Consider the following 23,661-nt stretch of genomic DNA (forward strand, 5'->3'; position numbering starts at 1 on the left):
TTTGCTCAGCCCGTAGCCACGGATATCGACTTCGTTTCGGTGTAGCCGGCGATGCCTTCGCTTCCGAGTTCGCGGCCGTAGCCGCTGTCCTTGACGCCCCCGAAAGGTGCGAAGGGGTCCATGGTGTAACCCTGGTTGATTCCGAAGGTGCCGGTGTGGATTCGCGCAGCGACGCCGAGGCCACGCTCGACGTCGGCGGTGAACACCGATCCGGCCAGGCCGTAGTCGGAGTCGTTGGCGATGGCCACCGCATCCTCCTCGTCGCGGTAGGGGATGACCGTCAGCACCGGGCCGAAAATCTCCTCGCGCGCGATGCGCATTGCGTTGTCGCCGTTGCCGAACAACGTCGGGCGAACGTACCAACCGGTGTCGAGGCCTTCGGGGCGCTCGGTTCCGCCGACCACCAGCTTCGCCCCTGCGTCGGAGCCGATGCCGATGTAGTCGAGCACCCGGCTCTGCTGGCGCTGGGACACCAGTGGGCCGAGTTGGGTTGCGGGGTCGGCGGGGTCGCCGACGACGAGTGCGGTCATCTCGTCGGCAAGCGCGTCGACGACCGCGTCGTGTCGGTGCGCGGGGACGAGAACGCGGGTGAGCGCATTGCAGATCTGTCCACTGTTGGACAGGCTCGCCGAGCGCACCGCGGCCGCGACCGCCTGCGGATCGGCATCATCGAGCACGATCGCCGCGGACTTGCCGCCGAGTTCCAGGGTGACCTTGGTGAGGTTCGCAGCGCAGGCCGCTGCGACGGCCCGGCCGGCCGAGCTCGAACCCGTAAAGGACACCTTGTCGACTCCCCGATGGCCGACAAGGTGGGCACCGGTCGCCACACCACCCGGCACGACGCTGACGACACCCGGCGGCAACCCGATTTCCTCGAACATCTCCGCGAGTAGCAGCGCATCGAGCGGAGACTCCGGAGCAGGCTTCAGAACGACCGCGCAGCCCGCGAGCAGTGCAGGCACCAGCTTGGTCACGATGAGGAACTGGGGCATGTTCCAGGGCACGATCGCGGCGACGACGCCGACCGGGTCTTTCCGAATATGCAGATCCGAACCGAAGAAACCCGAACGGGTTTCGGTCCACGGAAACTGCGCTGCCACATCGCAGAACGCGCCCATCATCATGGTCGGCAGGCCCACCTGGGCACGCTGCGCAAAGGTGATCGGCGCGCCGATCTGTGCGGAGATAAGTTCGGCCATCTCGCCGCGCCGGGTGCCGTAGACCTCGGCCAGCCGCCGGATCACCTCGATCCGTTCGGCGGGAGTCGTGCGTGACCACGGACCGTCGTCGACAGCGGCGCGAGCGGCCGTCACCGCCCGGTCGACATCGTCCGGGCCGGCGACCGCGACCCGGGCGATGGCCTGCTCGGAATGCGGCGAGGTCACCGTGAGGACTTCGTGTGTGCCGTCCGTGCCACAGTCGCGAATCATGGGCATTTCCTCCGTCGCCTCGATCGTGTGCAGACCTTGAGTATCAACTACTTGTCATTGCCGTTGCAAGGAGATAGCGTCGGTGTCACGAGCCGCGGGACTCGCGCCCCTACGCAGCCTGTGAGATGGCGCGAACGATCCCCGAGGCGCTGTGTGCCACCCGTGGCTGGATCGAATCGAGGAGAATCGATGGCTCGCTTCCCGAAACCGCCGGAAGGCAGTTGGACGCAACACTATCCGGAGCTCGGCACCGGACCGGTTTCCTACGAGGATTCCATTACCCCCGAGATCTGGGAGCTCGAGCGCAAGGCGATTTTCAAGCGTGCCTGGCTCAATGTTGGTCGCGTCGAACAAATTCCGCGCAAGGGTAGTTACTTCACCAAAGAACTCGCGGCAGCGAACACGTCTCTCATCCTGACCCGCACCGGCGACGGAGAGATCAAGGCGTACCACAACATCTGCCGGCACCGCGGCAACAAACTGGTGTGGAACGACCTGCCACAGGAGGAAACCAGCGGCACGTGCCGCCAGTTCACCTGCAAGTACCACGCCTGGCGCTACGACCTCGACGGCAACCTCACTTTCGTGCAGCAGGAAGGTGAATTCTTCGACCTCGACAAGAGCAAGTACGGCCTGGTTGATGTGCACTGCGAGGTCTGGGCCGGCTTCATCTTCGTCAACCTGTCGAAGGGAGCGCCGGAGCAGTCACTGCGCGACTTCCTAGGGCCGATGGTTACCGATCTGGAGGGCTATCCCTTCGATCGCATGACATCGCGGTTCACCTACCGCTCCGAGGTGAAGGCGAACTGGAAGCTGTATATGGACGCGTTCCAGGAGTTCTATCACGCACCGATCCTGCACGGGAACCAGTCGCCGACCGCCTACTCCAAAGCTGCCGCCCAGGCCGGTTTCGAAGCACCGCACTATCAGCTGGACGGGCCACATCGCCTGGTCAGTACCTCCGGCGTGAAGGCCTGGGAAATGGCCGCCGAAATGCGTAAGCCGGTCGAGGACATCTGCCAGAGCGGCTTGTTCGGGCCATGGGAAAAGCCGGACCTCGGCGAGATGCCCGTCGGCCTCAATCCGGCCAAGTGCGATCCCTGGGGTCTGGATTCGTTCCAGCTGTTCCCCAACTTCACCATCCTGATCTGGAGCCAGGGTTGGATGTTGACGTATCACTACTGGCCAACGTCGCACAACACGCATATTTTCGAAGGGACGGCGTACTTCCCGGAGCCGCGCACGCCACGCGAGCGGATTGCCCAGGAGCTCGCGGCCGTAACTTTCAAGGAGTTCAGTCTGCAGGACGCGAACACTCTGGAGGCCACGCAGTCGATGATCGAATCCCAGGTCGTGCGCGAGTTCCTGCTCAACGATCAGGAAATTCTGATTCGCCATCTCCACAAAGAGACCGCCGCCTGGATCGATGACTTTCAGCGCAAGACCGCAGGAGTGAAGTAGACAATGACAGCGTTGCTCCCGTCCGAATTTGTTGATCTCGAGCAGTTCTCGGAATGGATCCTGCCCACCGAGCCGCAGCGTTACGCGAAGCGGCTGGGGAGTCGTATGTCCGAGATGCAGGCGTTCTATGACGCCATCACCCCGCGCGCCGAAGACGCGATCGCCTACTGTGACAAGTTCCGGCTCGACGACTTGCCCGACGACGTTCTCAACTTGATGCACCTGCTGTATTCGATGATCGCGGTGTCGTTTCCTGTGGAGTGCTGGAAACAGCCGCAAATTCCCGATTCCGGTGCCACGAAACTAGACTGCGTGCACGAGCCCGTCCCGTGACGGGCGTGATCGTCCTCGAGGCGGCACGGTGGGTCGACGTCGTTGCGGGACAAGTGCATTCGCCGGCGACCATCGTGGTCGAAGGGACGCATATCGTCGCAGTCGATCCGCATGATCCGCTGCCCGAATCCGCCACCGTCATCGATCTCGGCGACGTCACGCTGTTGCCCGGCTTGATGGACATGGAGCTCAACCTGCTCATCGGCGGCCCGGGCGGGCCCGAGGGCCTGCCGAGCCCGATGCACGGTGTCCAGGACGATCCGGCGTACCGGACGTTGCGTGGTGCGGTCAACGCCCGCACCACGCTCGACGCGGGCTTCACCACAGTCCGCAACCTCGGGCTGATGGTCAAGACCGGTGGCTACCTGCTCGACGTCGCACTGCAGCGCGCGATCGATCAGGGCTGGCACCCCGGTCCCCGTATCCATCCGGCCGGTCATGCGGTGACTCCCTATGGGGGACATCTCGATCCGACCGTGTTCCAGCGTCTGGCGCCCGGCATTATGCCGCTGTCGATCGCGGAGGGAATCGCGAACGGCGTGCCGGACGTGATCGCCTGCGTCCGCTATCAGGTTCGCCACGGCGCCAAGCTGATCAAGGTCTCCGCCTCGGGCGGCGTCATGTCGCACAGCACCTCACCCGGTGCCCAGCAGTACTCCGATGCCGAATTCGAGGCGATCGCCGACGAGGCGCATCGGGCCGGGGTGAAGGTGGCCGCGCATGCTGTCGGCGACACCGCGATTCAGGCGTGCATTCGCGCCGGTATCGACTGCATCGAACACGGCTTCCTGGCCACCGACGAGACGATCCAGATGATGGTCGACCACGGCACCTTCCTGGTCTCTACGACGTACCTCACCGATGCGATGGCGATCGACCGGATCGCACCCGAGCTGCGGGCGAAGGCGGAAGAGGTTTTTCCGCGGGCAAAAGCCATGCTGCCCAAGGCGATTGCCGCTGGTGTCCGCATCGCGTGCGGAACCGACGCGCCGGCAGTACCGCACGGCCAAAATGCGAAGGAACTCGTCGCCCTGGTGGAACGCGGCATGACGCCGTTGCAGGCGCTGCGGTCCGCCACGGTGGTCGCCGCCGAACTGGTCGATGTGGACCACGAACTCGGGCGTCTGGCGCCCGGGTACCTGGCCGACATCATTGCCGTTCCCGGTGATCCGTCGCAGGACATCTCCGCAACGCTCGACGTGCAATTCGTCATGAAGAACGGCCGGATTCACAAGTCTCCCGCCGCCTGATGGCGCCGCCCGCGGGACCTCGTGGGCGGCTCCATTGCGATAGCGTCGAGAGATGGCGAGCGAGGAATCCCGTGGTCGGAACGGGCAGGAGAAGCGGTTGGAACTCACCGACAACACGCTCTGGCTGCTGAAGCAGGCCTTCTATTTCTCCCTCACCACCGTCAACGAGGCCGTCAAGCAACACGGTGTCAGCACCGCCCAGATCGGCCTGTTGCGCCAGCTCACCAACGAACCCGGACTGTCCGGCGCCGAACTCGCCCGGCGTCTGCTGATCACGCCGCAGGGGGTTCAAATCGCTCTCACCGCGCTCGAAAAGCGCGGTCTGGTGCAACGCCGCCAGGACCCGCAGCACGGCCGCATCCTGCAAGCGTTCCTCACCGACGAGGGCAAAGAGGTCGCCGCGGCCGTGGTCAGCGATGCCATTGCCGCACACGAGCAGGTGTTCGGCGTCCTGACTCCCGAAGAGCACGCGACACTGCGCGATCTCCTGGGCCGAGTGGTCGAAAAGGGGACCGGGCACGAGGTCATCAGCGACCACGTCGATCTCTAGGTCGGGTCTCCGGTCGTTGCCCATTTTGGCCAGTTCGTCCTGCTCAACAGCTATATCAAGTAATTGATATGCGGGTATGTCAACTACTTGATAAGGATGCCAAGTAGTTGATACTCTGCAAGAGATGCCCGAGTCCTCGCCTTCCTCGCCCGCCGTCGCGGCTGTGCCCGACGGTTTTGTGCCGTTGCTGGTAACCGACGTGATTCGGGAAACGCCGGACGCCGTGTCCGTCGAATTCGAGGTGCCGCCGGCGAGCCGCCAGCGGTTCCGCTACAGCGCCGGGCAATTTCTCACGCTCTCGATACTTATCGATGGCACCGAATACCGCCGCTGCTACTCGATGTCGTCCACGCCGTCGGTTGGCGAGAACCTTCGGGTCACCGTCAAGCGTGACCGCGACGGGCGCGTGTCGAATTGGATCAACGACAACGTGACACCGGGGGATCGCGTGCACGCCGCCCCGCCGCAGGGCCGGTTCGTGCTCGATGCATCCGACCGTGAGTTCGTTGCCTTCGCCGGCGGCAGTGGAATCACCCCGGTGTTCTCGCTGCTGCGCTCCGTACTCGGGAAGACCACTCGCAGCGCGCGTCTCTTCTACGCGAACCGGGCCGAGAGTTCGGTGATCTTTGCCGACGCGCTCGGCAGCCTGAGCGATCGGCACGCCGGCAGGTTCGAGCTTCGGCACCATCTCGACGAGACGCACGGGGTCGCCAATCCGGAGAGCATCGAATCCTTCCTCGCTGGTGCCGCCGAGTGCGAGTTCTACATCTGCGGCCCTGCACCATTCATGGCGACGGTGGAAGCAGCGTTGCTTGCCGCCGGCGTGCAGAGCGAGCGGATACACGTCGAGCGATTCGCATCGACGGTGCCGGAGCTCACCGCGCAGGACGAGGCCGCGACCGTCACCGAGGAGGTGACGATCGAGCTGGACCGGAAGAAGGTCACGCTGCCTTACCGGGCGGGATACACGCTGATGCAGATGGCCCGGTCGGCCGATATGCGTCCGCCATCCTCCTGTGAGACCGGAACCTGCGGAACGTGCATTGCGCAGGTGACCGAGGGGGCGGCCAGACTGCTCAACAACGACGTGCTCGACGACGACGAGATAGCCGAGGGCTACGTCGTCACCTGCCAAGCCCTGCCCACCACCCGAACGGTCCGGGTGGTTTACGAGTGAGCACAGCCGATACCGATGGAGCGGAAATGACGACACGAGTCGCGGTAGTCACGGGCGGAGCGTCCGGCATGGGCGAGGCCACCTGTCATGAACTGGGTCGGCGCGGCTACAAGGTCGCGGTGCTCGACCTCGATGAGCAAGCAGCGCAACGGGTTACCGATGATCTGCGGGCCGACGGGGTGACCGCCCTTGCGGTGAGTGCGGACGTCACCGACCGATCCGCGGTCGAGAACGCCTTCGCAAAGGTGCGCAGCGAGCTCGGCCCGGTGCACGTGCTGGTGACGAGTGCGGGGCTGTTCGGGTTCTCTGCTTTCACCGAGATCACGATCGAATCCTGGTCGCGCATCATCGATGTCAACTTGACCGGCACCTTCCATTGCTGCCAGGTCGCCCTGCCGGACATGATCGCCGCGGGCTGGGGCCGGATCGTGATGATCTCGTCGTCCAGCGCGCAGCGCGGGTCCCCATTCGCCGCGCACTACGCGGCATCCAAGGGCGGGGTCATCACGTTGACCAAATCGCTGGCACGCGAATATGCCACGGCCGGCATCACGGTGAACAACATTCCACCGTCCGGTATCGAGACGCCGATGCAGCATGCCGGGCAGGCGGCGGGCTATCTGCCGCCGAACGAGGACATTGCCAAAGCGATACCGATGGGCCGGTTGGGTAGCGGAGCGGATATTGCTGCTGCAGTGGGGTTCTTGTGCTCCGACGAGGCGGGGTTCATCACCGGACAGGTGCTCGGAGTCAACGGTGGTTCGGTGCTGTGACCGGTAGAGCAGGCCAATGTGATTCGACGACCAGCAGGAGGTTGGCATGACTGCACCAGCTAAGCCGGCGGCGGGGTCGTGGACCGCGCATTACCCCGAACTGGGTACCGGCCCGGTTTCGTTCCGCGACTCGATCTCCCCCGAGTTCTATGCAGACGAGCGAGAAGGAATCTTCAAGCGTGCCTGGCTGAACCTCGCCCGGGTGGAGGAAACGCCGGCCGTCGGGAGTGTCGCGACCAAGGAGATCGAGGTCGTCGATGCGTCGGTTCTGCTCGTTCGCGGGCAGGATGACCGAATCCGCGCCTTCCACAACACGTGTCGGCAGCGCGGCCATAAGGTCGTCCCGGTCGGCCTGGCCGATGCCGCGGACGCCCGTGACAACTTGGCATGCCCGCGCTGCGGATGGCGTTATGCACTCGACGGCGCTCTGATCCACGTTCCGAACGAGTCGGAGTACTTCGGGCTGGATCGCGCAGCCCATGGCTTGATCGAGGTGCACTGCGATGTCTGGAACGGCTTCGTGTTCGTCAACTTCGACGAAACGCCGCGGCAGACGCTGCGCGAGTTCCTCGGCCCGATGATCACGGGCCTCGACGATTACCCGTTCGACAAGCTGACCGAGCGCTACGAGTGGATTGCGCACAACAACAGCAACTGGAAGATCTTCGCCGACGCGTTCCAGGAGTACTACCACGTTCCGTCGTTGCACAGCCAGCAGGTACCGGCGGCGGTCCGCAAGCCGAATGGCGGATTCACCTGTGCGCATTTCCAACTCGACGGTCCGCACCGCTTGGTATCGACGGCGGGCACACGGCGCTGGCTGCTCGATCCCGAATTCATGTACCCGATCGAACGGGCGACCGAGAGCGGTCTCGTCGGTCCGTGGCGCTCGCCCGATCTCGGCCCCATCCCGGCAGGCGTGAACCCGGGCGGGGTGGAGAACTGGGGAATCAGCAATTTCCAGATCTTCCCGAATCTCGAGATCCTCATCTATCACGGCTGGTACCTGCTGTACCGGTACTGGCCGACCTCGCACAACACCCACCGCTTCGAGGCCTATACCTTTTTCCATCCGGCGCGCACCGTACACGAGCGGATCGAGCATGAGGTCGCGGCCGTGGTGCTCAAGGAATTCGCCCTGCAGGACGCCGGCATGCTCGGCGGTACGCAGGCTGCCCTGGAATACGACATCGTGGACGACTTTCCGCTCAACGATCAGGAGATCCTGGTCCGGCACCTGCACAAGGTGGCAGTCGACTGGGTCGACGAATATCGGTTCGAGCGCGGCGAAACGGTGGTCCGATAATGCCGAACACAATGTTGCCCAGTGCCTTCGCCGATCTCGAGGCGTTCGCACCGACCTGGTGCCTGGCCACTGAAACCGAGCGCTGGAATGCGCGCATTTCCAGCACGCTGCCGCAGCTCCGTGAGTTCTACGATGCCTTCTTCCCGCGGCTGGAGGAGGCGATCGAATATTGCGACAAGTTCGACCTCGATGATCTTCCGGAGGATGCACTCAACTTGCTGCACCTGATCTATTCACTCGTCCTGATCGCGATGGCCGTCGAAATCATGCATCAGCCCGCGCCGGTCGATGGTGCGGACGCCGTGATGATCCGGACCGACGCACCCGTGCCCTGATTGCCGCGTGCTCCTTCGAAGCCCGCTGTCTTCCAACCCTGAGTCTTCAAATCGGAAAGGACAGGCCATGAGTCTGCTGACCATCAACAAACTCACCGACACGGTCGGTGCCGAGGTTGTCGGCATCGATACCGCCCGCATGGTCAGCGACGATGCACTGGCTGAGGCGATTCTTGATGCCTTGGAGGACAACGGCATCCTCGTCTTTCCTGCTGCGCACTTCGATCCGGCGGATCAGGTCGACTTCTGCCGCCGGCTCGGCGCGATCGACCATTCGGCCGACGGTCACCACGCCGTGCCCGGTATCTATCCGGTGACGTTGGACAAGTCGAAGAACTCGTCGGCGGCCTACCTGAAGGCCACCTTCGACTGGCACATCGACGGATGCACTCCGACCGACAACTCATACCCGCAGATGGCGACCGTGCTCTCGGCCGTCCAGGTCGCCAGCAGCGGTGGTGAAACCGAGTTCGCCAGTTCGTATGCGGCCTACGACGGGCTCACCGATGAGGAGAAGGAGCGCTTCGGCTCGCTTCGCGTGGTGCATTCGCTCGAGGCGTCACAGAGCCGGGTCAACCCCGATCCGACACCGGAACAGCTGGCGCAATGGCGATCCCGGCCCACTCACGAACATCCGCTGATCTGGAGTCACCGCAGCGGCCGTAAGTCGCTGGTACTGGGCGCCTCGGCCCACTATGTGGTCGGCATGGACTTCGACGAGGGCCGTGCCCTGCTCGACGAACTGCTCGAGCGCGCCACCACCGCAGAGCAGGTGTACAGCCACAACTGGTCGGTCGGTGACACGGTCATCTGGGACAACCGTGGCGTGCTGCACCGGGCCGCGCCCTACGACGCCAACTCGCCGCGCGAGATGCTGCGCACCACGGTGCTCGGCGACGAGCCGATCCAGTAGTCCTCTTCCACAAACTAGTTCACCTGAACAGGAGTTCATAGATGGCCAAGTCATTGCTGTTCGTCGAGGGCGAGCCCGCCTCGGCAGACGTCCTCGACGATTACCACCGCTGGCACAACGAGGTTCATATTCCCGAGATGCTTGCGCTCGACGGCTTTGTCGGGGCCCGGCGGTGGCAGACCGACGGTGACACCTTCATCACCCTCTACGAGATCGACACCGACGTGGAGACCGCCAAGGCAACCCTGAAGGCGTTCTTCGCCAGTGGCGAGATGTCGAAGCCCGTCGGGGTCGCGACCGATAAGCCGGCGGTCATGCGGTACCTGAGCCTGATCCACGAGGCTCACGACTCGGCGAGCTGACGATCGGGCGAGCTGACAATCGAATGACATCCCGACATCCGCTGCGGTTGGCACCGATGCCGTCCGACGAATGGACCGACGAGGTCCGTTCGTCGCTGACGTCACTGCTCCCCGCCGAGCGCGCCAACCGGGCCGATGCCGGCAATGTGTTGTCCACGCTGGTACGCCACACCGATCTGACCCGGGCGTACCTGCCCTTCAACACCTATCTGCTGCGGGACTCGACGCTGTCGCCGCGCATCCGCGAAGTGGCGCTGATGCGGGTGGTTCACCGTCGAGGCTGTGATTACCTGTGGTCGCATCACATTCCGCTGGCGCATCGTGCCGGGCTCACGGACGCCGATATCGACGGCATTCGCGACGGAGCACCCGCCGACGGGTGCGATCGGCTCGTGGTCGCTGCCGTCGACGATCTCGACACGCAGGGCACCATCTCCGCCGAGGTCTGGGACCAACTCGGCAAGCATTTCGACGACAAGCAACGAATGGATCTCGTCTTCACGATCGGCGGATACGCCCTGCTCGCGATGGCGGTCAACACCTTCGGCGTGGAGGACGAGTGAACAAGGCAGCACCGGAAACCGAGCTGTTCCTGCGAACGGCTCGGAATTTCCTCGACAAGAGCGCATCGGTGAGCCATCAGCGTGCGCTGCACGCAGATGGCCGCTCCTACGACCCGGCATGGTGGGAACAGGCCGCCGGGCTCGGCTGGGCCGGTCTGCTGGTCCCGGAAGAACTCGGTGGCGGCAGCGTGTCGGGCGACGGCCTACACGATCTCGCTGCGATCGCGGAGCTGATGGGAGCCACGGTTGCCCCAGGTCCGCTGTATCCGGTGAGCGTGGTGCTCGCAGGATTGGTCGACGCCGAGAACCGCGCCGACCACGCGAGCACTATCGGCGACCTCGTGGACGGTCGAAAGGTGGCGAGCTGGGCGGTCGAGGAGCCGGGCCGGCAGTTCAGCCCGCACGAGCCGACGGTGGTCGCGACGCGGACGCCGGACGGCTATCGCCTGGACGGCGTGAAGGATCGCGTCGAGGCCGGTTCGGAGGCCGACCTCCTGCTGGTGACCGCGCGCGCCGACGACGGCGTGCGACAGTTCCTCGTCCCGGCAACCGGGGCCGGGGTAACCGTGCGACCACAGCGCAGCCTTGACCTCGTAAAGCATTATGCCCGAATCGAGTTCGATTCAGCAGAGGTCGGCGCCGCTGCGGTGGTGGGTACCGCCGAGCAAACACGGCAACTGATCGGGCGACAGTCCGATATCGCCAACGTCCTACAGTGCGCCGAGATCGTCGGAGCAATCGACACCGTGCTGAAGTTGACCCTCGAGTGGTCCCAGCAGCGGTACACCTTCGGTCGGCCACTGGCCTCCTACCAGGCTCTCAAGCACCGGATCGCCGACATGACCATGTGGCTGCACGCATGTCGCGGGATCACCGCTGGTGCCGTGGCGGAGGTTGCCGCGGGCAATCCGGCCGCCCCGATCTGGGTCGCCGCCGCGAAGTCCTATCTCGGGGAGCATGCCGGACTATTGGTGCAGGAATGCGTTCAGTTGCACGGCGGCATCGGCGTGACCTGGGAGCACGATCTGCACGTCTACCTTAGACGGATCGCTCTGTATCGCAACATGTTCGGTACGACCACCGAGCATCACCGACTGATTGCTCGCAGCGCAGCAGAGGGGACTCCCGCCGCATGACCGAGACAACGGCCCACGCCGCAACGGAATCGGTGCAGGAGTTCGCGGCCCGGGCACGCGAGTGGCTCGCCGAGAACATGCCGCGCCTGGACCCGGCGAATCCGCCCCTGGCCGGCCGTGGCGACGATGCCGCATGGCAGCGGGCGCGCGAACTTCAGCAATTGCTGTACTCGGGCGGCTTTGCGGGCATCTGCTTCCCGCGTGAATACGGCGGACTCGGGCTGGACCCGGCCTACCAACGTGCCTTCGACATCGAAGTAGCGCAGTACGAGATGCCGCTGATTCTCAATGTCCCAACCTTCACCATTTGTGCGGCGACGCTGCTCGATACCGGATCCGAAGAACAGAAACACCAACGTATTTCGGCTGTGCTGCGCGGCGAAGAAGTGCTGGTGCAGTTGCTGTCCGAGCCCAGCGGAGGTTCGGATCTCGCCGGCTTGATCACCCGCGCGGAGCGTGACGGAGACACCTGGGTGATCCACGGCGCAAAGACCTGGAGCACCAGTGCGTTCGCGGCGGACTACGGACTGCTCTTGGTGCGCACCGATCCCACCGTGCCCAAGCACGAGGGACTGACCATGTTCCTCGTACCGATCAATTCACCCGGCGTGGAGTTGCGTCGCATCGAACAGGTCGACGGTTCGAACGACTTCTGCACGGAGTTCTTCGACGGGCTTCGGCTCGGCGACGATGCGGTGGTCGGCGAGGTCAACGGCGGCTGGGCGGTCGCATCGAGGTTGCTGTTCCATGAGCGCCGCGCAGTCGGGCAGGGATCGGAGTTCGCCAGTGGCCGCGGCCGCGAGCGCTCCGAGGAGTCGACCGGCGACCTCGTGGCCTTGGCGCGATCCGTCGGTGCCGCAGACGACCCGCTCGTGCAGGACAAGGTCGGCCGGGTGCTGGCGCGGCGCATGGTGCGCGATCGCCTGGTCGAGCACGTCTCCGGGGCCATGCGGGACGGCTCGTTGCCGCCGGCCGCGGGGTCGATCATTCGGCTCTTCCATTCCGATGTGACGTTCCTCGAGGTCGACACCGCCACGGAGATCGCCGGCGGGTTCGGCGTCGTCGAGGGCGAGGAGCAACTGCTGGGCGTCGGGGAGCGGTATTTGTCGCGTCAGACGGTCGCGCTGGGCGGCGGGAGCAACGAGATGGCTCGCAATGTCATCGGTGAGCGGGTGCTCGGGCTGCCTCGGGAGTACGCCGCCGATCGCGGCGTGCCGTTCAATGAGGTGCGGCACAACCGGCTCTGAGAAGTCGGTTCAGTTTGATGACCAACACCTACATGTGGGTTGTGATTCCGTTGGCCCGGTCCGCCGCGTAGGCTCCGATGGTGACCGATGTTCGCCGTCCGGCGGCGCCGTCAGGTCTCGGGCTCGATCGGCTGCTGATCGATGCGAAGCTCACCGTCCCGCAATCGCGGCCGGGTTGGGTGAGTCCTACGGGATCGGCGTGGACAGCGATGTTGTTGCCCGGCGGGTACACGTTCGAGACCCCACCACCGCTGGTCACCCCGGACGGCATCGTGCCGTCCCGCGACCGGCGCGCGCAAACTGCATCTGCGGACGCTGTTCTGCTACGGCTACACCGGCATCACTCCGGCGATGTGCATGCGGCTCACCGGAATCGGGTCGCAGTACCTGGTCGCGTTCAAGGACCACGAAGGTGGATTTTTCGCCGGCGCCCTGGCCTATGCGTTGACGTTGCCGCCCGACATTCCCGCTGCGCGGTTCTGGTCGGTGACGTTGTGCAAGGGGTTCTTTGTGATCCTGCGCCTGTACAGCCCGCTCGGTTCGTTCTTCGACAAGACCTGGCGGCCCGGCGAGGTCGGGCGGATCGGGTGATGTTCGGAAGCGTTTCACAATGCAAACAGTGCTGGAGGCACCGGTCATGACGGAGAAGCGGTTGACAAGGGAAGAGCGGAAGGCCCAGGGCAAGGCCGCCCGCACGCGGGTGCCGCTGGAGGCGCATGGCGAGTTCGCGCCTGCGCCCGGACGGGATCCGGTGGGGCTGTTGTTGAGTCAGGCACCGTCGCGGGTATCGGAGTTGGTGCCGATCCGGCATGGCCGGATGTTGGTGTCGCCGTTCACCTATTACCGGGGTGCCGCACTGCCGATGGCTGCCGATCTGGCCGCGACGCCGTCCACGGATGTGCGGGTTCAATTGTGTGGGGACGCGCATCTGTCGAACTTCGGTGCGTTCGCCGCACCGGATCGTCGGTTGGTGTTCGACGTCAACGACTTCGACGAGACACTGCCGGGTCCCTTCGAGTGGGACGTGAAGCGGTTGGCCGCCAGCCTGACGATCGCGGGGCGGGACAACGACTTCACCACCGAGCAATGCCGCGCAGGTGTACTGGCCGCTGTCAAGGCATACCGCACCGCGCTGCGCGAGTTCGCTCATATGCCGATGCTCGGTGTTTGGTATGCCCGTCTGGATATCGACGACGCAGTGCGCGGGTTGAGCTCGCAACTCGACGCCAAGCGGGTCCGCAAGACCGAGAAGATGCTGGCGAAGGCGCGCACCCGCGACAGCATGTCGGCCCTGAGCAAGCTCACCACCGTGGTCGGGGGACAGCGCCGGATCATCAGTGACCCGCCGCTGATCGTGCCGGTCGAGGAACTGTTCTCCGACATGGAGGCCGATGCTCTCGCCACGATGATCAATACGCTGCTCGGTAAGTATCTGGGCACCCTGCAGTCGGATCGGCGGCACCTGCTGCGGCAGTTCGATCTTGTTCAGGTGGCGCGGAAGGTTGTCGGTGTCGGCAGTGTGGGCACTCGCGCGTGGATTCTGCTGCTCGAGGCCGGCGACGGCACGGAGCCGTTGTTCTTACAGGCCAAGGAGGCGCAGATATCGGTGCTGGCCGATTACTGTGGCGCCAGCGAGTATGACGATCAGGGACAACGAGTGGTCGCCGGGCAGCACCTGATGCAGGCGGCCAGCGACATCTTTCTCGGCTGGCAACGCACCACGGGCCCCGACGGAATCGAGCGCGACTTCTACGTCCGTCAGTTGCGGGACTGGAAATTCTCCATTCCGATCGAGCAACTGCTCCCGCAGGGGATGGCGGTCTACGCCGGTTGGTGCGGCTGGACCCTGGCCCGCGCCCACGCCCGCTCCGGAGACCGCATCGCGTTGGCCGGCTACCTCGGCAAGAGCGAAACCTTCGACAACGCCATCGCCGATTTCTCCGAGACGTATGCCGATCAGAACGAACGTGATTTCGCAGCGCTGGCCGCCGCGGTCAGCGACGGACGTGCCGAGGCACAGTCGGGCCTCTAGAACTCGATGAGGAATGACCGTGCCGGGCACAGGGGCACGGTCATTCGAGTTTGGCGCCGCCCGTCCGCGCGCGCTCGACCGCGCCGAAGATGATCCGGCCGCCGATACCGAGCAGGAAAAGGTTGGCGAGCATTTGAACGGTGACGACCGCTCGGGTCGTGGCGGTGACGGCGACGATGTCGCCGAAGCCGACCGTCGAAAGGACGGTGACCGTGAAGTACAGCGACCCCATTCGAGACAGGCTCTGCGAGAAGCTGTCCGGGCTCGCCTCGGCCATCAGGTAGTACATGACCGAGCATCCGATCAGGTAGAGCGGTACGACCACCGCAAGCGCCTCGGCGGCCTGTAGGACCGGTGCGGTCGACTGTAGGATCCGCTGAAACTGCCAGGCGATGACTACACCGACGGCAAGGAACACGCCGGCCAGCAACAGCCAGCTGCCCTTGTCGTCGAGTTCGTCCAGCGGCGCAACGAAATACAAGGTGAGGAGTACTGCCGCCGTCAGCGTTGGGCGTACCACCGCCTTGCGCCTTCGGGCACGGCGGGCCCTGCCCGGCAGGGAATTCCGGGAATCCGACATTGCATCACCTCCGCGTCGAACGGGGGTTTCTTTGCGGGCGTCCGATATTCGGGCCTTACCTGCGGTCGGGGGACCAGGTGGCGACGGCCCAGATCACCACGACGGCGATCGCGATGAGCACGATCGACCACGCCGGGTAATAGGGCAGCCACAGGAAGTTGGTAAGTATCGACATCGACGCGGCGATGATCGTCACGATGCGCGCCCAGGTGGCGCCGGTAAAGAGCCCGACCCCGGCGGCGAGCAGCAGCGCGCCGACCAGGATGTGGACCCCACCCCAGATGGTGGTGTCGAACTTGTAGACGTATTCGACGCCGGTGACAAGGACCTCGTCTTTGGCGACCGCGGAAATTCCTTGCAGCACGGACAGCAGACCGATGACGACGAGCAATGCGCCTGCCGCGACCGAAGTGCCGGCTGCGAAGCCTTGCTTGACCGGATGTTCCGTGGGTGTGTGTGTCATGGCTCGCTCCCGGTAGTTGGTCAACCTCCGATTCGATGTTCGTCCGCGGTATGCGCGCGCACATCATGTGATGTGGGTGATGTGTGGCGGCCCGCCAGGACCGATGCTCGACATGTACACCGAATCAGCAACGAATCGATCGTGGAGGCATTCTCATGGCCATGGATACGTTTATCCTGCTCGCGGCGACCTATGAATCGACGGACGCGGCGATCGCCGACTACGACGCGGTGCACACCGTGTACAAGGAGACGGACCTGCTCGACACCTACGACGCTGCCGTGATCAGCAAGAGCGACGGCGGCAAAGTGAAGATCGTCAAGAAGCACGAGCAGCCCACCCGGCAGGGCTCCTGGGGCGGGTTGGGCATCGGACTGGTCGGCGGTGCCTTGGTGGCGCTTTTCCCGGCCGTCGGGATCGGTGCGGGTCTGTTGGTCGGTGGGGGCGGCGGTGCAGCGCTCGGTGCCCTCGCCGGGCACGTGGCGGCCGGGCTGAGCCGCTCGGATCTGAAGGAGCTCGGCGAGCTCCTCGACGCGGGCGACAGCGGCCTGCTGGTCGTCGCCGCGACGGACCTGGAATCGCGGGTGGAGAAGGCGATCGAACGCGCGGACAAGCTCACCAAGAAACAACTCGAGGCGGACGTGGACCAGGTCAGCAAAGAAATCGACGCTGCCTCCGCATAACCCCAGAACATGCCCGTGCGGCTGTGGCCACGAAATTGAATAGCCGGGGAGGCTGACCGATGAGCAGTGCGGACGACGACAAAAGTATCGACCACGCACAGCGGTGGTGGGCGAGGGGCGCATTCGCGTCCGCCGGCGCTGCTGCGGTCGTGCCGATCGTGTCGGCCGGGGTGGCAGCCTCGGTGGGATTGCTCATCACGGTTGTCGGTGCCGTCGTGGTCACGGTCGCGGCGCTGTACTGGTTTCTTGCCGGTCGCCGTGTGGTGCGGTGGGTTTCGCTCGCGATCGCGGTACTGGCGCCGATCGTCGTGCTGGTCGAGTTCGTTGTCGCGGGGCTTCTCGCAGAAGTAGTGGTGACACTCGTACTGGCGGGGCTTGCCGTCTACTGCGGTCGGGCGGCGCTGCGCGGTCGTCGGTGGGCAGCGCGGATGCCCGAGCACGACGTCGCGCCGCCGCAGCGCGCGTTTCTGATCATGAATCCGCACTCGGGTGGTGGCAAGGTCGCGAAGTTCGATCTGAAACGCAAGGCCGAGGAACTCGGGGCCGAGGTGGTGCTGCTCGATGGTCCGGGAATGGTCGACGTCGCCGCACTCGCAAGGCAGGCTGTCGCGGACGGCGCCGACCTGCTGGGTGTGGCCGGCGGCGACGGGACACAGGCGCTCGTCGCTGCGGTGGCGGCCGAACACGACGTGCCGTTCCTCGTGATCAGCGCAGGGACCCGCAACCATTTCGCGATGGATCTAGGAATCGACCGCGCAGATCCCAGTCGGTCGCTCGACGCGCTGCGCGACGGCGTCGAAATGCGCATCGACCTCGGCAGGATCAACGGCCGCGTGTTCGTCAACAATGCCTCATTCGGGGTGTACGCGGAGGTCGTACGCAGCCCGGCCTACCGCGATGACAAGACCGCCACGGTACTGAAGCAATTGCCGGATCTGCTTGGCGCGCAGACAGGTTCACGGCTCGTTGCGCGGATCGGGGAGGTCACGGTGACCTCGCCGCAGGCGATCCTGGTGAGCAACAACCCCTATGGGGCAACCGATCTCGCAGGACTGAGTCGTCGCGACCGAATCGACCGCGGCGTGCTCGGTGCGGTTACGGTGTCGGTGGCGAGTGCTCGCCAGGCGATCGGCCTGCTGCGCCGGGTCAACGTCGGCGGTCTCACCACGCACACCACTCCCGAGGTGATCGTCGAGGCCGATAGCCCTGAGATACCGGTCGGCGTCGATGGTGAGTCACTGATGTTGACCACGCCCGTGCGGTGCACGATCGATACCGGCGCGCTGCGTGTGCGGGTGCCGCGGGATCGGCCCGGTGTGCGGCCTGCGCAGCCCAAAGTCGACTGGGTTCGGCTCCGCGCGCTCGCCGGCCGCCACCGGTGAGCGCCCGGGATAGGTCTGATTCGCGCTTCCTTCCTGTTCGTGCTGATGTGGAGGCGCGCGCTGCTTCACGCAGCAAAGGTTTCTAGAGTGGGATCAGGCTTGCGGCGACCGTGTGCGGGTACACCTCGCTGCGATGTTGGAAGGTCAGCACGTTCGGATTCAGGATCTCGCCGTCGCGGATCTCGATCGCGCGCCCGATGGTCGGATCGGACTCCCATGCGGCGCGGCCTGCGAGCACGGTCCGCAGGTGCGGCAGCAGAGCCTCGCTGATCTCCCAGGTGGCCGAGTTCCAGAGGTATGACGGGCTGTGATCGACAGCGTAGTAGTGCACGTTGTCACCGACCGTGAAGGTAGGAGCGGTGAACGAGGTGGGGCGCGCCCAACTGAAGCCCATCTTCTCGTCGCAGGACACGTCCACAATGAGACTGCCCGGCCGGAACGCGCCGAGGTCCTGTTCGGTGAGGAACGTCAACGGCGCCTCGGTGTCTTGCAGCACGCAGTTGACGATGATGTCGTTCTCGGCCAGGAACGGCGCGAGTGCCACTCGGCCATCGGTAGTGACGACGCAGGTGAGGTCCGGGTTGTCGGAGTCGTGGTCCAGGTGCACGATCTCCACCGAGTGAATCGGTGAGCCGACGGCAGCAACCATCCGATTGGTCAGCACTCGAACGTCGCCGATACCGTGTGCGTTGAGCGCTGTCACCGCTCCTCGGGCCGTGGCGCCGAAGCCGATGACCGCCGCGCGCAGCCGCCGACCGTAAACGCCGGTCGTTCCGAGCAGTTCGAGCGCGTGCAGCACCGAGCAGTAGCCCGCGAGTTCGTTGTTCTTGTGAAAGACGTGCAGCAGGAAGCGACCGTCATGAGTCCAGTGGTTCATCGCCTCGAACGCGATCAGGGTCAACCGCCGGTCGATGGCCAGCTGGGTGACCTCGGCGTCCTGGACGCAATGCGGCCAGCCCCAAACGATCTGGCCTTCCCGCATCTCCGCGAGATCACTGGGCTGCGGCTTCGGCAGCAAGATGACGTCGCATTCGGCGAGCAGCCGGTCACGGGGCAGTAGCCCGGCTACGTACGGCGCCAACTGTTCGTCGGTCACACCGAACGGCTCGCCGTACCCGTTCTCCACATGGATATGTGCCCGAAGGTCGGCGTCGATTCGCTCGAAATGCATCGGATGGATCGGAAGGCGTCGTTCGTTCGCCTTGCGCGAATGTGCCGTGACGCCAAGTTCGAGTAGTGGGCGAGCGTTAGCGCTTCTTGGCATGGAACGCGGTCTCGACGGAGTGATCGGCCGAGTGCGCCTTCTTATCGGCCTTGGCGGCGCGCTTTTCCTTGAGCGACTTGCCGGATTTTTTCGTCATGGACTGACGCGGTGACTTGTCGGACATCATTGGTCCCTCGATTGGGAACCTGAGCGGTCCCGATGCCTCGACGGTACGCCATATTCAGCCGCTATCCCGCATCTCGAGTCGGGGCCCGCCGTGGCGCTCAGGCCGGCGTCGAGAGGTGCTCGATGCTCAGGTCGATCCTTCGCTCATTGGTGATGTGCGTTGCGGCGTTCACCAGCCACTCCAGGCCGTTGCAGAACACGGCCGAGCCCGCCGGGTTCTCGCCGGCGAGGCGAAGTTGGTAGCGCGTACCGGTGACATCGGCGACGGCGAGACGCGCATGGATGGGTTTCACCGGGTCGTATGGCGAAGGAATGTCGTCGATGCGGCACTCGTCGCCCAGTCCGGGTCCGTACACGCGGACCCGGTAATCGATATCCCACTGCGGCGGATGCGACGTGTCGATGCCGAGAATCTCCAGGCGCGCGGACATGCCGCCACCGACAGGCACGGTCGCGGCCGGTGTGTAGTACGTGCGCGCAGTGAGCGGAACGTCGGTAGGTGGTGCGTCCCAGGTGAACGGCCTGGTGGTGCTGTTCGCGGTGTACACGTCGATCGCGCCCGCTGGTATGTCGAATTTCAATGCGCCGTACTCGAACTGGCCACCTTCGATGCGGTACAGCTGACACGACGACGTCGGCGCGTCGTCGAACCAGCCGTCGTCGTCGTATGCGTCGGTGCGGGCACAGCGATCCCAATCCGGCGTGGCGACGGCGACGCCGGTGTTCAGCACGAGCAGCACGGCCGCCGACAGCGCGATCCACAGTGCCCGCATCGCAGTCGCCGTCATCGCGTTCGAGGTACTCACAGTGCCGCCACAGGGATCGTGTAGTGGTCGAGGGTGAACGTCATCGTGTTGCCGGGTGTCAGTTGCAGCGCCGCGTCGACGACGGGATCGCTTCGGGCACATCCCGATGCGGTGCCTTTCCAGAGTGTCGCGTCCAGCCGGACGTCGCGATCGACCCACCCTGCGCCGAAGGACTGCCGGTTGCCGGGTTGCACGACTTCCAGCGCGCCGGCGTGCTCGTAGGGGACTGTCGGATCGAGCATCCCGAACCCGATCCGGCAGGTGTCGCCGAGTCCGGGTCCCCACAGACGCAGGTCGACGTCGAAGGCGTATCCGATGAGGCGGGGCGGGCGCGGGGCGTCCCACGGCCTTGGCCCCTCGTCCCAATACGGGGTCATGCCGTGCCGCGAGCCGGCGCTGGGACGCGGCTCGAACTGCGCGGTGTACTGGCCGAACGGTGCATCCAGTGGTGTCGGCGCACCGACGAAGGCCCGTGCGGTACGGGCGATTTCACCTGCCGAACGGGACCATCGCTCCGTGTAGTACGTTTCGATCGCGCGCGGGCCGACATGGGCGCGTACCGGGCCGAGTTCGAAGTAGCCACCGGTGACGATCATCGCGTGACAGTGCTGCGGCGGATGGTCGTCGCCGTATCCGGCGTAACCCGGATCCTCGAGCGGGAAGCAGCGCTGCCAATCCGGTGCCGAATTCGCGCCGGCAATCCCGCCACCGGTCAGCATCAACGCGGCGACGGCCAGGAGAATGCCGCTACGAATTGTCACGCCCCTTACCAGATGCCCCACCTTCATCTGCGCGCTCACCGTGTACCTCGGTGCCACCGCACTGGGCCGCCTTTCGGTTCCGCCCGTTGGTTGCGCCCATCCATTGGTGCCGGAGATGTTGCGTTACAGTAGATTTTGTCCATCTTTCACCCCTTTCGTAGGCTCTTTGATGATCACCGCACACTCGTTACAGTTCGTCGTGATCGGCAGAGCCGCACCGCAAGAAGCCGGTCAAGGCAGTGGCGACCGCGTCCGGGTTCTCCACCTGCGGGTAGTGTCCGGTCACCGGCTCCTCGTCGAGGGCGACGATCCGCGCATTGGGGAAACGTTCGTTCAGGCGGGGCAGGACGTGCGCTCCGCTGACCGGGTCCGCTGGTCCCCAGATGAACAGCATTGGCCCCCGATACCCTTCCAGCGCCGATCGCCAACGTTCGGCGTTCTCCCGTCGCTCGTCGATGTAGCGCAACAAGCGATGCTGGACCCGCTTTCCGTTGTGCATCGTGGTGGCCCGCCACATGTCGTGCAGGTCGACCTCGCCCACCTCGCGACCGAGGATCTCGCGCAAGGACTTTCGGTACATCGGTTCCGTGATCACGTGTTGCAGCACGACGCCGGCGGGGCCATGGAGCAGCCGTTGCGCCCGCGTCGGGCGATGCAGATCGGGATACAGGCCGCCGTTGAGAAAACCGGCCGCGGTGACCCGGCCTGCATCGCGGTGCAGCAGTTCCTGTGCGACCGACACCCCGTAGTCGTGTGCGACCAGCGCGGTCGGACCGACGCCGAGCCGCCGCCACACCTCCACCACGATCGAGGCTTGCTCGACGATTCGAAAGGCGTGGCCGACCGGCTTGGCGCTCGCACCGAAACCGAGCAGGTCCATGGTCGTCACCCGGTGTCCCGCATCGACGAGCGCCGGGACGATCGGCGCCCAGTCATGCGACGACGTCGGGAAACCGTGCACGAGTGTCACGGGTCGACCGTCGACCGGACCGTCCTGCCGGTAGAAGATGTCGTGACCGTCCCACCGCAGGTGCGTGCCGCCGGAAACCCACTCGTCCAGACCGGGGTGCATCACCGGTCCGCTACGTCCGGCACATTGGCGCAACGTCCGGTTGGCCATCGGAAATGTCCATCACGGTAGCGATGGTAGTTCTGAAATGCGTCGACGGGCCCTGAAATATTCGGCCCGCAGGATGGCTCGAGGTCCCAACCTCAGAGGGCTCAAATAGCGCGCGGCGCACCGATCTTCCGCTTGGCCTTGGTCGCGGGTCGGCGAGCAGGCACGGTCGAGACGAACTCGTGGATGATGTCGGTCACCGCAGCCGGGTCTTCGACGTGCGGGAAGTGACCGAGACCCGGGAGCACGGTGAGACGGCTACCGGGGATGGCGTCGTGGGCGGCGTAGCCGTGTGCGACGGGGATGATGTTGTCGCGGTCGCCCCAGATCAACTGAGTGGGCAGGTCCGACGTCAGGTAGAGCCGCTCGAGCGCGCTCACCGCCTGGCCGCGATAGTCGACCACCGCGCGCAGGGTGCGCAAGAATGCGTGCCTGGTCTCGCGGTCGGCGAGCGAGGCGTACGCAGCCCACATCTCGTCGGCCTGGCCCGACTCGAGCCCCACCCGCGCGAGCCATGAGCGGACCTTGTTGCCGGCCTCGAGCACGGGTTTCGGGGCCACCAGGGGAAGCAGCAATTCGGTGCCGGGCGCCGACAGCGCACGCAGCAGCCAGTTCACGTCGGGGCCCAGGCCACCGCTGCCGATGAGGACGAGGCGGTCGCAGTAATCGGGATGCTGGTAGGCGAACTGCATCGCCACGCCGCCGCCCAGCGATTGCCCGACGACCGTGGCCCGCTCGATCTCGAGCTCGTTGAGCAGGTCGCGCAGCCACGCCGCGAACGCACCGAGCGAATAGTCGCCACGCGGTTTTCCGGACTCGCCGTGGCCGGGTAGGTCGGGAGCGATGACCCGGTGGTTCTGGGATAGCGCCGGCAACACCGAGCGCCAGGTCGCCGAGCTGCCCGCCATACCGTGAATGAGCAGCAGTGTGTCACCACGTCCGACGTCGCGATAGGCGACACGTTGTCCGTGAAGTTCGAGGTGCATGCACGTGGTCATTCGACAGTTCTCCATCAGTTGTCCGGATCCATCGGGGGGCGGTACCGACTTCGAGGTCAATGCCAACGGTAGTGGCATATCGCGTGGAAGGTTGGAGTCGAGCGATGAGTGTCACGTGGGCGGCCGAACGTGTCGCGCCCCGCCGACCGCGTAGCGACGTACGATTCGCATGTGACCCGCAGCACCACTCCGCAACTGCGTGACCTCGGGCTGTTGCGCCGCGTCCGCGATCGGATCGACCGGGAGTACGCCGAGCCGCTCGACGTGGAGGCGCTCGCTCGAGGCGTGAATATGTCGGCCGGTCACCTCAGTCGCGAGTTCCGGCGCGCGTACGGCGAATCGCCGTACAGCTACCTGATGACCAGGCGTATCGAGCGGGCGATGGCGTTGCTGCGCCGAGGCGACCTCAGCGTCACCGAAGTCTGTTTCACGGTCGGCTGCTCGTCGTTGGGCACGTTCAGTACCCGGTTCACCGAGTTGGTCGGAGTGCCGCCGAGCGTCTACCGGCGCGACCATGCGAGCGCCACCGAGGGCATGCCGTCATGTGTCGCGAAACAAGTCACCAGACCGATCAGGAATCGAGAAGCACAGTCCGTTCGTCGCACCTAGCGTC

General features: G+C 65.1%; 26 protein-coding genes. 18 read left to right on the top strand and 8 right to left on the bottom strand.

All coding sequences use genetic code 11. The features are described from left to right. Positions 1–5: 5 nt before the first annotated feature. Positions 6–1,430 (bottom strand): aldehyde dehydrogenase, encoded by a 1,425-nt coding sequence (locus tag OG921_RS16335; protein WP_266113512.1) that lies wholly within the window; start codon positions 1,428–1,430, stop codon positions 6–8. 189 nt (positions 1,431–1,619) lie between these two features. Here OG921_RS16335 and OG921_RS16340 point away from each other — a divergent pair, with 189 nt between their 5' ends. From OG921_RS16340 to OG921_RS16410, 15 genes are all read left to right on the top strand, one after another. Next, positions 1,620–2,891: an aromatic ring-hydroxylating dioxygenase subunit alpha gene (locus OG921_RS16340; protein WP_266113513.1), complete on the top strand. Its 1,272-nt coding sequence runs from the start codon at positions 1,620–1,622 to the stop codon at positions 2,889–2,891. Positions 2,892–2,894: 3 nt separating this feature from the next. Beyond that, positions 2,895–3,224: a hypothetical protein gene (locus OG921_RS16345; RefSeq protein ID WP_266113514.1), complete on the top strand. Its 330-nt coding sequence runs from the start codon at positions 2,895–2,897 to the stop codon at positions 3,222–3,224. Next, on the top strand, positions 3,221–4,474 hold the full coding sequence (locus OG921_RS16350) for an amidohydrolase family protein (RefSeq protein WP_266113515.1): 1,254 nt from the start codon (positions 3,221–3,223) through the stop codon (positions 4,472–4,474). Before OG921_RS16345 ends, OG921_RS16350 begins: the two co-directional genes overlap by 4 nt. A 97-nt stretch (positions 4,475–4,571) precedes the next feature. Continuing rightward, positions 4,572–5,024, top strand: a complete 453-nt coding sequence (locus OG921_RS16355) for a MarR family winged helix-turn-helix transcriptional regulator (protein ID WP_266113616.1) — start codon at positions 4,572–4,574, stop codon at positions 5,022–5,024. A gap of 124 nt (positions 5,025–5,148) precedes the next feature. Further along, positions 5,149–6,201, top strand: coding sequence for a ferredoxin--NADP reductase (locus OG921_RS16360; RefSeq protein ID WP_266113516.1), 1,053 nt, complete (start codon positions 5,149–5,151; stop codon positions 6,199–6,201). A gap of 26 nt (positions 6,202–6,227) precedes the next feature. Then, entirely contained in the window at positions 6,228–6,974 is a 747-nt protein-coding gene (locus OG921_RS16365) for an SDR family NAD(P)-dependent oxidoreductase (protein ID WP_266113517.1), read from the top strand. A 46-nt stretch (positions 6,975–7,020) separates the two neighbouring features. After that, the gene (locus tag OG921_RS16370; RefSeq protein WP_266113518.1) at positions 7,021–8,280 is read left to right on the top strand and encodes an aromatic ring-hydroxylating dioxygenase subunit alpha; all 1,260 of its coding nucleotides are present in this window, start codon (positions 7,021–7,023) and stop codon (positions 8,278–8,280) included. Further along, complete coding sequence (locus tag OG921_RS16375) at positions 8,280–8,615, top strand: hypothetical protein (RefSeq protein ID WP_266113519.1); 336 nt, start codon at positions 8,280–8,282, stop codon at positions 8,613–8,615. The genes OG921_RS16370 and OG921_RS16375 overlap by 1 nt, the downstream gene beginning before the upstream one ends. Positions 8,616–8,682: 67 nt before the next feature. After that, on the top strand, positions 8,683–9,528 hold the full coding sequence (locus OG921_RS16380) for a TauD/TfdA family dioxygenase (RefSeq protein WP_266113520.1): 846 nt from the start codon (positions 8,683–8,685) through the stop codon (positions 9,526–9,528). Between the two features lie 41 nt (positions 9,529–9,569). Continuing rightward, a complete protein-coding gene (locus OG921_RS16385) occupies positions 9,570–9,890 on the top strand; it encodes a DUF4286 family protein (RefSeq protein ID WP_266113521.1) in 321 nt (106 codons plus the stop codon). 23 nt (positions 9,891–9,913) lie between these two features. Next, on the top strand, positions 9,914–10,453 hold the full coding sequence (locus tag OG921_RS16390; RefSeq protein ID WP_266113522.1) for a carboxymuconolactone decarboxylase family protein: 540 nt from the start codon (positions 9,914–9,916) through the stop codon (positions 10,451–10,453). Continuing rightward, positions 10,450–11,589 carry an acyl-CoA dehydrogenase family protein gene (locus tag OG921_RS16395; protein WP_266113523.1) on the top strand — a complete coding sequence of 380 codons (1,140 nt, stop codon included), beginning with the start codon at positions 10,450–10,452 and terminating at the stop codon, positions 11,587–11,589. The genes OG921_RS16390 and OG921_RS16395 overlap by 4 nt, the downstream gene beginning before the upstream one ends. Further along, positions 11,586–12,836: an acyl-CoA dehydrogenase family protein gene (locus OG921_RS16400; RefSeq protein ID WP_266113524.1), complete on the top strand. Its 1,251-nt coding sequence runs from the start codon at positions 11,586–11,588 to the stop codon at positions 12,834–12,836. The genes OG921_RS16395 and OG921_RS16400 overlap by 4 nt, the downstream gene beginning before the upstream one ends. A 357-nt stretch (positions 12,837–13,193) precedes the next feature. Continuing rightward, positions 13,194–13,427 carry a DUF1214 domain-containing protein gene (locus tag OG921_RS16405; protein WP_266113525.1) on the top strand — a complete coding sequence of 78 codons (234 nt, stop codon included), beginning with the start codon at positions 13,194–13,196 and terminating at the stop codon, positions 13,425–13,427. 19 nt (positions 13,428–13,446) lie between these two features. After that, complete coding sequence (locus OG921_RS16410) at positions 13,447–14,868, top strand: DUF2252 domain-containing protein (protein ID WP_266113526.1); 1,422 nt, start codon at positions 13,447–13,449, stop codon at positions 14,866–14,868. 40 nt (positions 14,869–14,908) lie between these two features. Here the strand turns inward: OG921_RS16410 and OG921_RS16415 are convergent, their stop codons facing one another. After that, positions 14,909–15,448: a potassium channel family protein gene (locus tag OG921_RS16415; protein WP_266113527.1), complete on the bottom strand. Its 540-nt coding sequence runs from the start codon at positions 15,446–15,448 to the stop codon at positions 14,909–14,911. A gap of 55 nt (positions 15,449–15,503) precedes the next feature. Continuing rightward, entirely contained in the window at positions 15,504–15,911 is a 408-nt protein-coding gene (locus OG921_RS16420; protein WP_266113528.1) for a hypothetical protein, read from the bottom strand. Between the two features lie 161 nt (positions 15,912–16,072). Between OG921_RS16420 and OG921_RS16425 the strand changes: the two genes are divergently transcribed. Further along, on the top strand, positions 16,073–16,594 hold the full coding sequence (locus OG921_RS16425) for a DUF1269 domain-containing protein (protein ID WP_266113529.1): 522 nt from the start codon (positions 16,073–16,075) through the stop codon (positions 16,592–16,594). A gap of 59 nt (positions 16,595–16,653) precedes the next feature. Beyond that, positions 16,654–17,976: a diacylglycerol kinase family protein gene (locus tag OG921_RS16430; RefSeq protein ID WP_266113530.1), complete on the top strand. Its 1,323-nt coding sequence runs from the start codon at positions 16,654–16,656 to the stop codon at positions 17,974–17,976. A gap of 82 nt (positions 17,977–18,058) precedes the next feature. Here the strand turns inward: OG921_RS16430 and OG921_RS16435 are convergent, their stop codons facing one another. The 5 genes from OG921_RS16435 to OG921_RS16455 form a co-directional block, all read right to left on the bottom strand. After that, entirely contained in the window at positions 18,059–19,240 is a 1,182-nt protein-coding gene (locus OG921_RS16435) for a N(5)-(carboxyethyl)ornithine synthase (RefSeq protein ID WP_266113531.1), read from the bottom strand. A 224-nt stretch (positions 19,241–19,464) separates the two neighbouring features. Next, positions 19,465–20,172: a hypothetical protein gene (locus OG921_RS16440; RefSeq protein WP_266113532.1), complete on the bottom strand. Its 708-nt coding sequence runs from the start codon at positions 20,170–20,172 to the stop codon at positions 19,465–19,467. After that, positions 20,169–20,933: a hypothetical protein gene (locus OG921_RS16445; protein ID WP_266113533.1), complete on the bottom strand. Its 765-nt coding sequence runs from the start codon at positions 20,931–20,933 to the stop codon at positions 20,169–20,171. Before OG921_RS16445 ends, OG921_RS16440 begins: the two co-directional genes overlap by 4 nt. Positions 20,934–21,120: 187 nt before the next feature. Continuing rightward, complete coding sequence (locus tag OG921_RS16450; RefSeq protein ID WP_266113534.1) at positions 21,121–22,053, bottom strand: alpha/beta fold hydrolase; 933 nt, start codon at positions 22,051–22,053, stop codon at positions 21,121–21,123. A 101-nt stretch (positions 22,054–22,154) separates the two neighbouring features. Then, on the bottom strand, positions 22,155–23,048 hold the full coding sequence (locus OG921_RS16455) for an alpha/beta fold hydrolase (protein ID WP_266113535.1): 894 nt from the start codon (positions 23,046–23,048) through the stop codon (positions 22,155–22,157). Positions 23,049–23,219: 171 nt separating this feature from the next. Between OG921_RS16455 and OG921_RS16460 the strand changes: the two genes are divergently transcribed. Further along, a complete protein-coding gene (locus OG921_RS16460) occupies positions 23,220–23,657 on the top strand; it encodes a helix-turn-helix domain-containing protein (RefSeq protein WP_266113536.1) in 438 nt (145 codons plus the stop codon). Positions 23,658–23,661: the final 4 nt, after the last annotated feature.

It is taken from the genome of Aldersonia sp. NBC_00410 (genome assembly GCF_026342035.1).
Classification (GTDB): domain Bacteria; phylum Actinomycetota; class Actinomycetes; order Mycobacteriales; family Mycobacteriaceae; genus Aldersonia.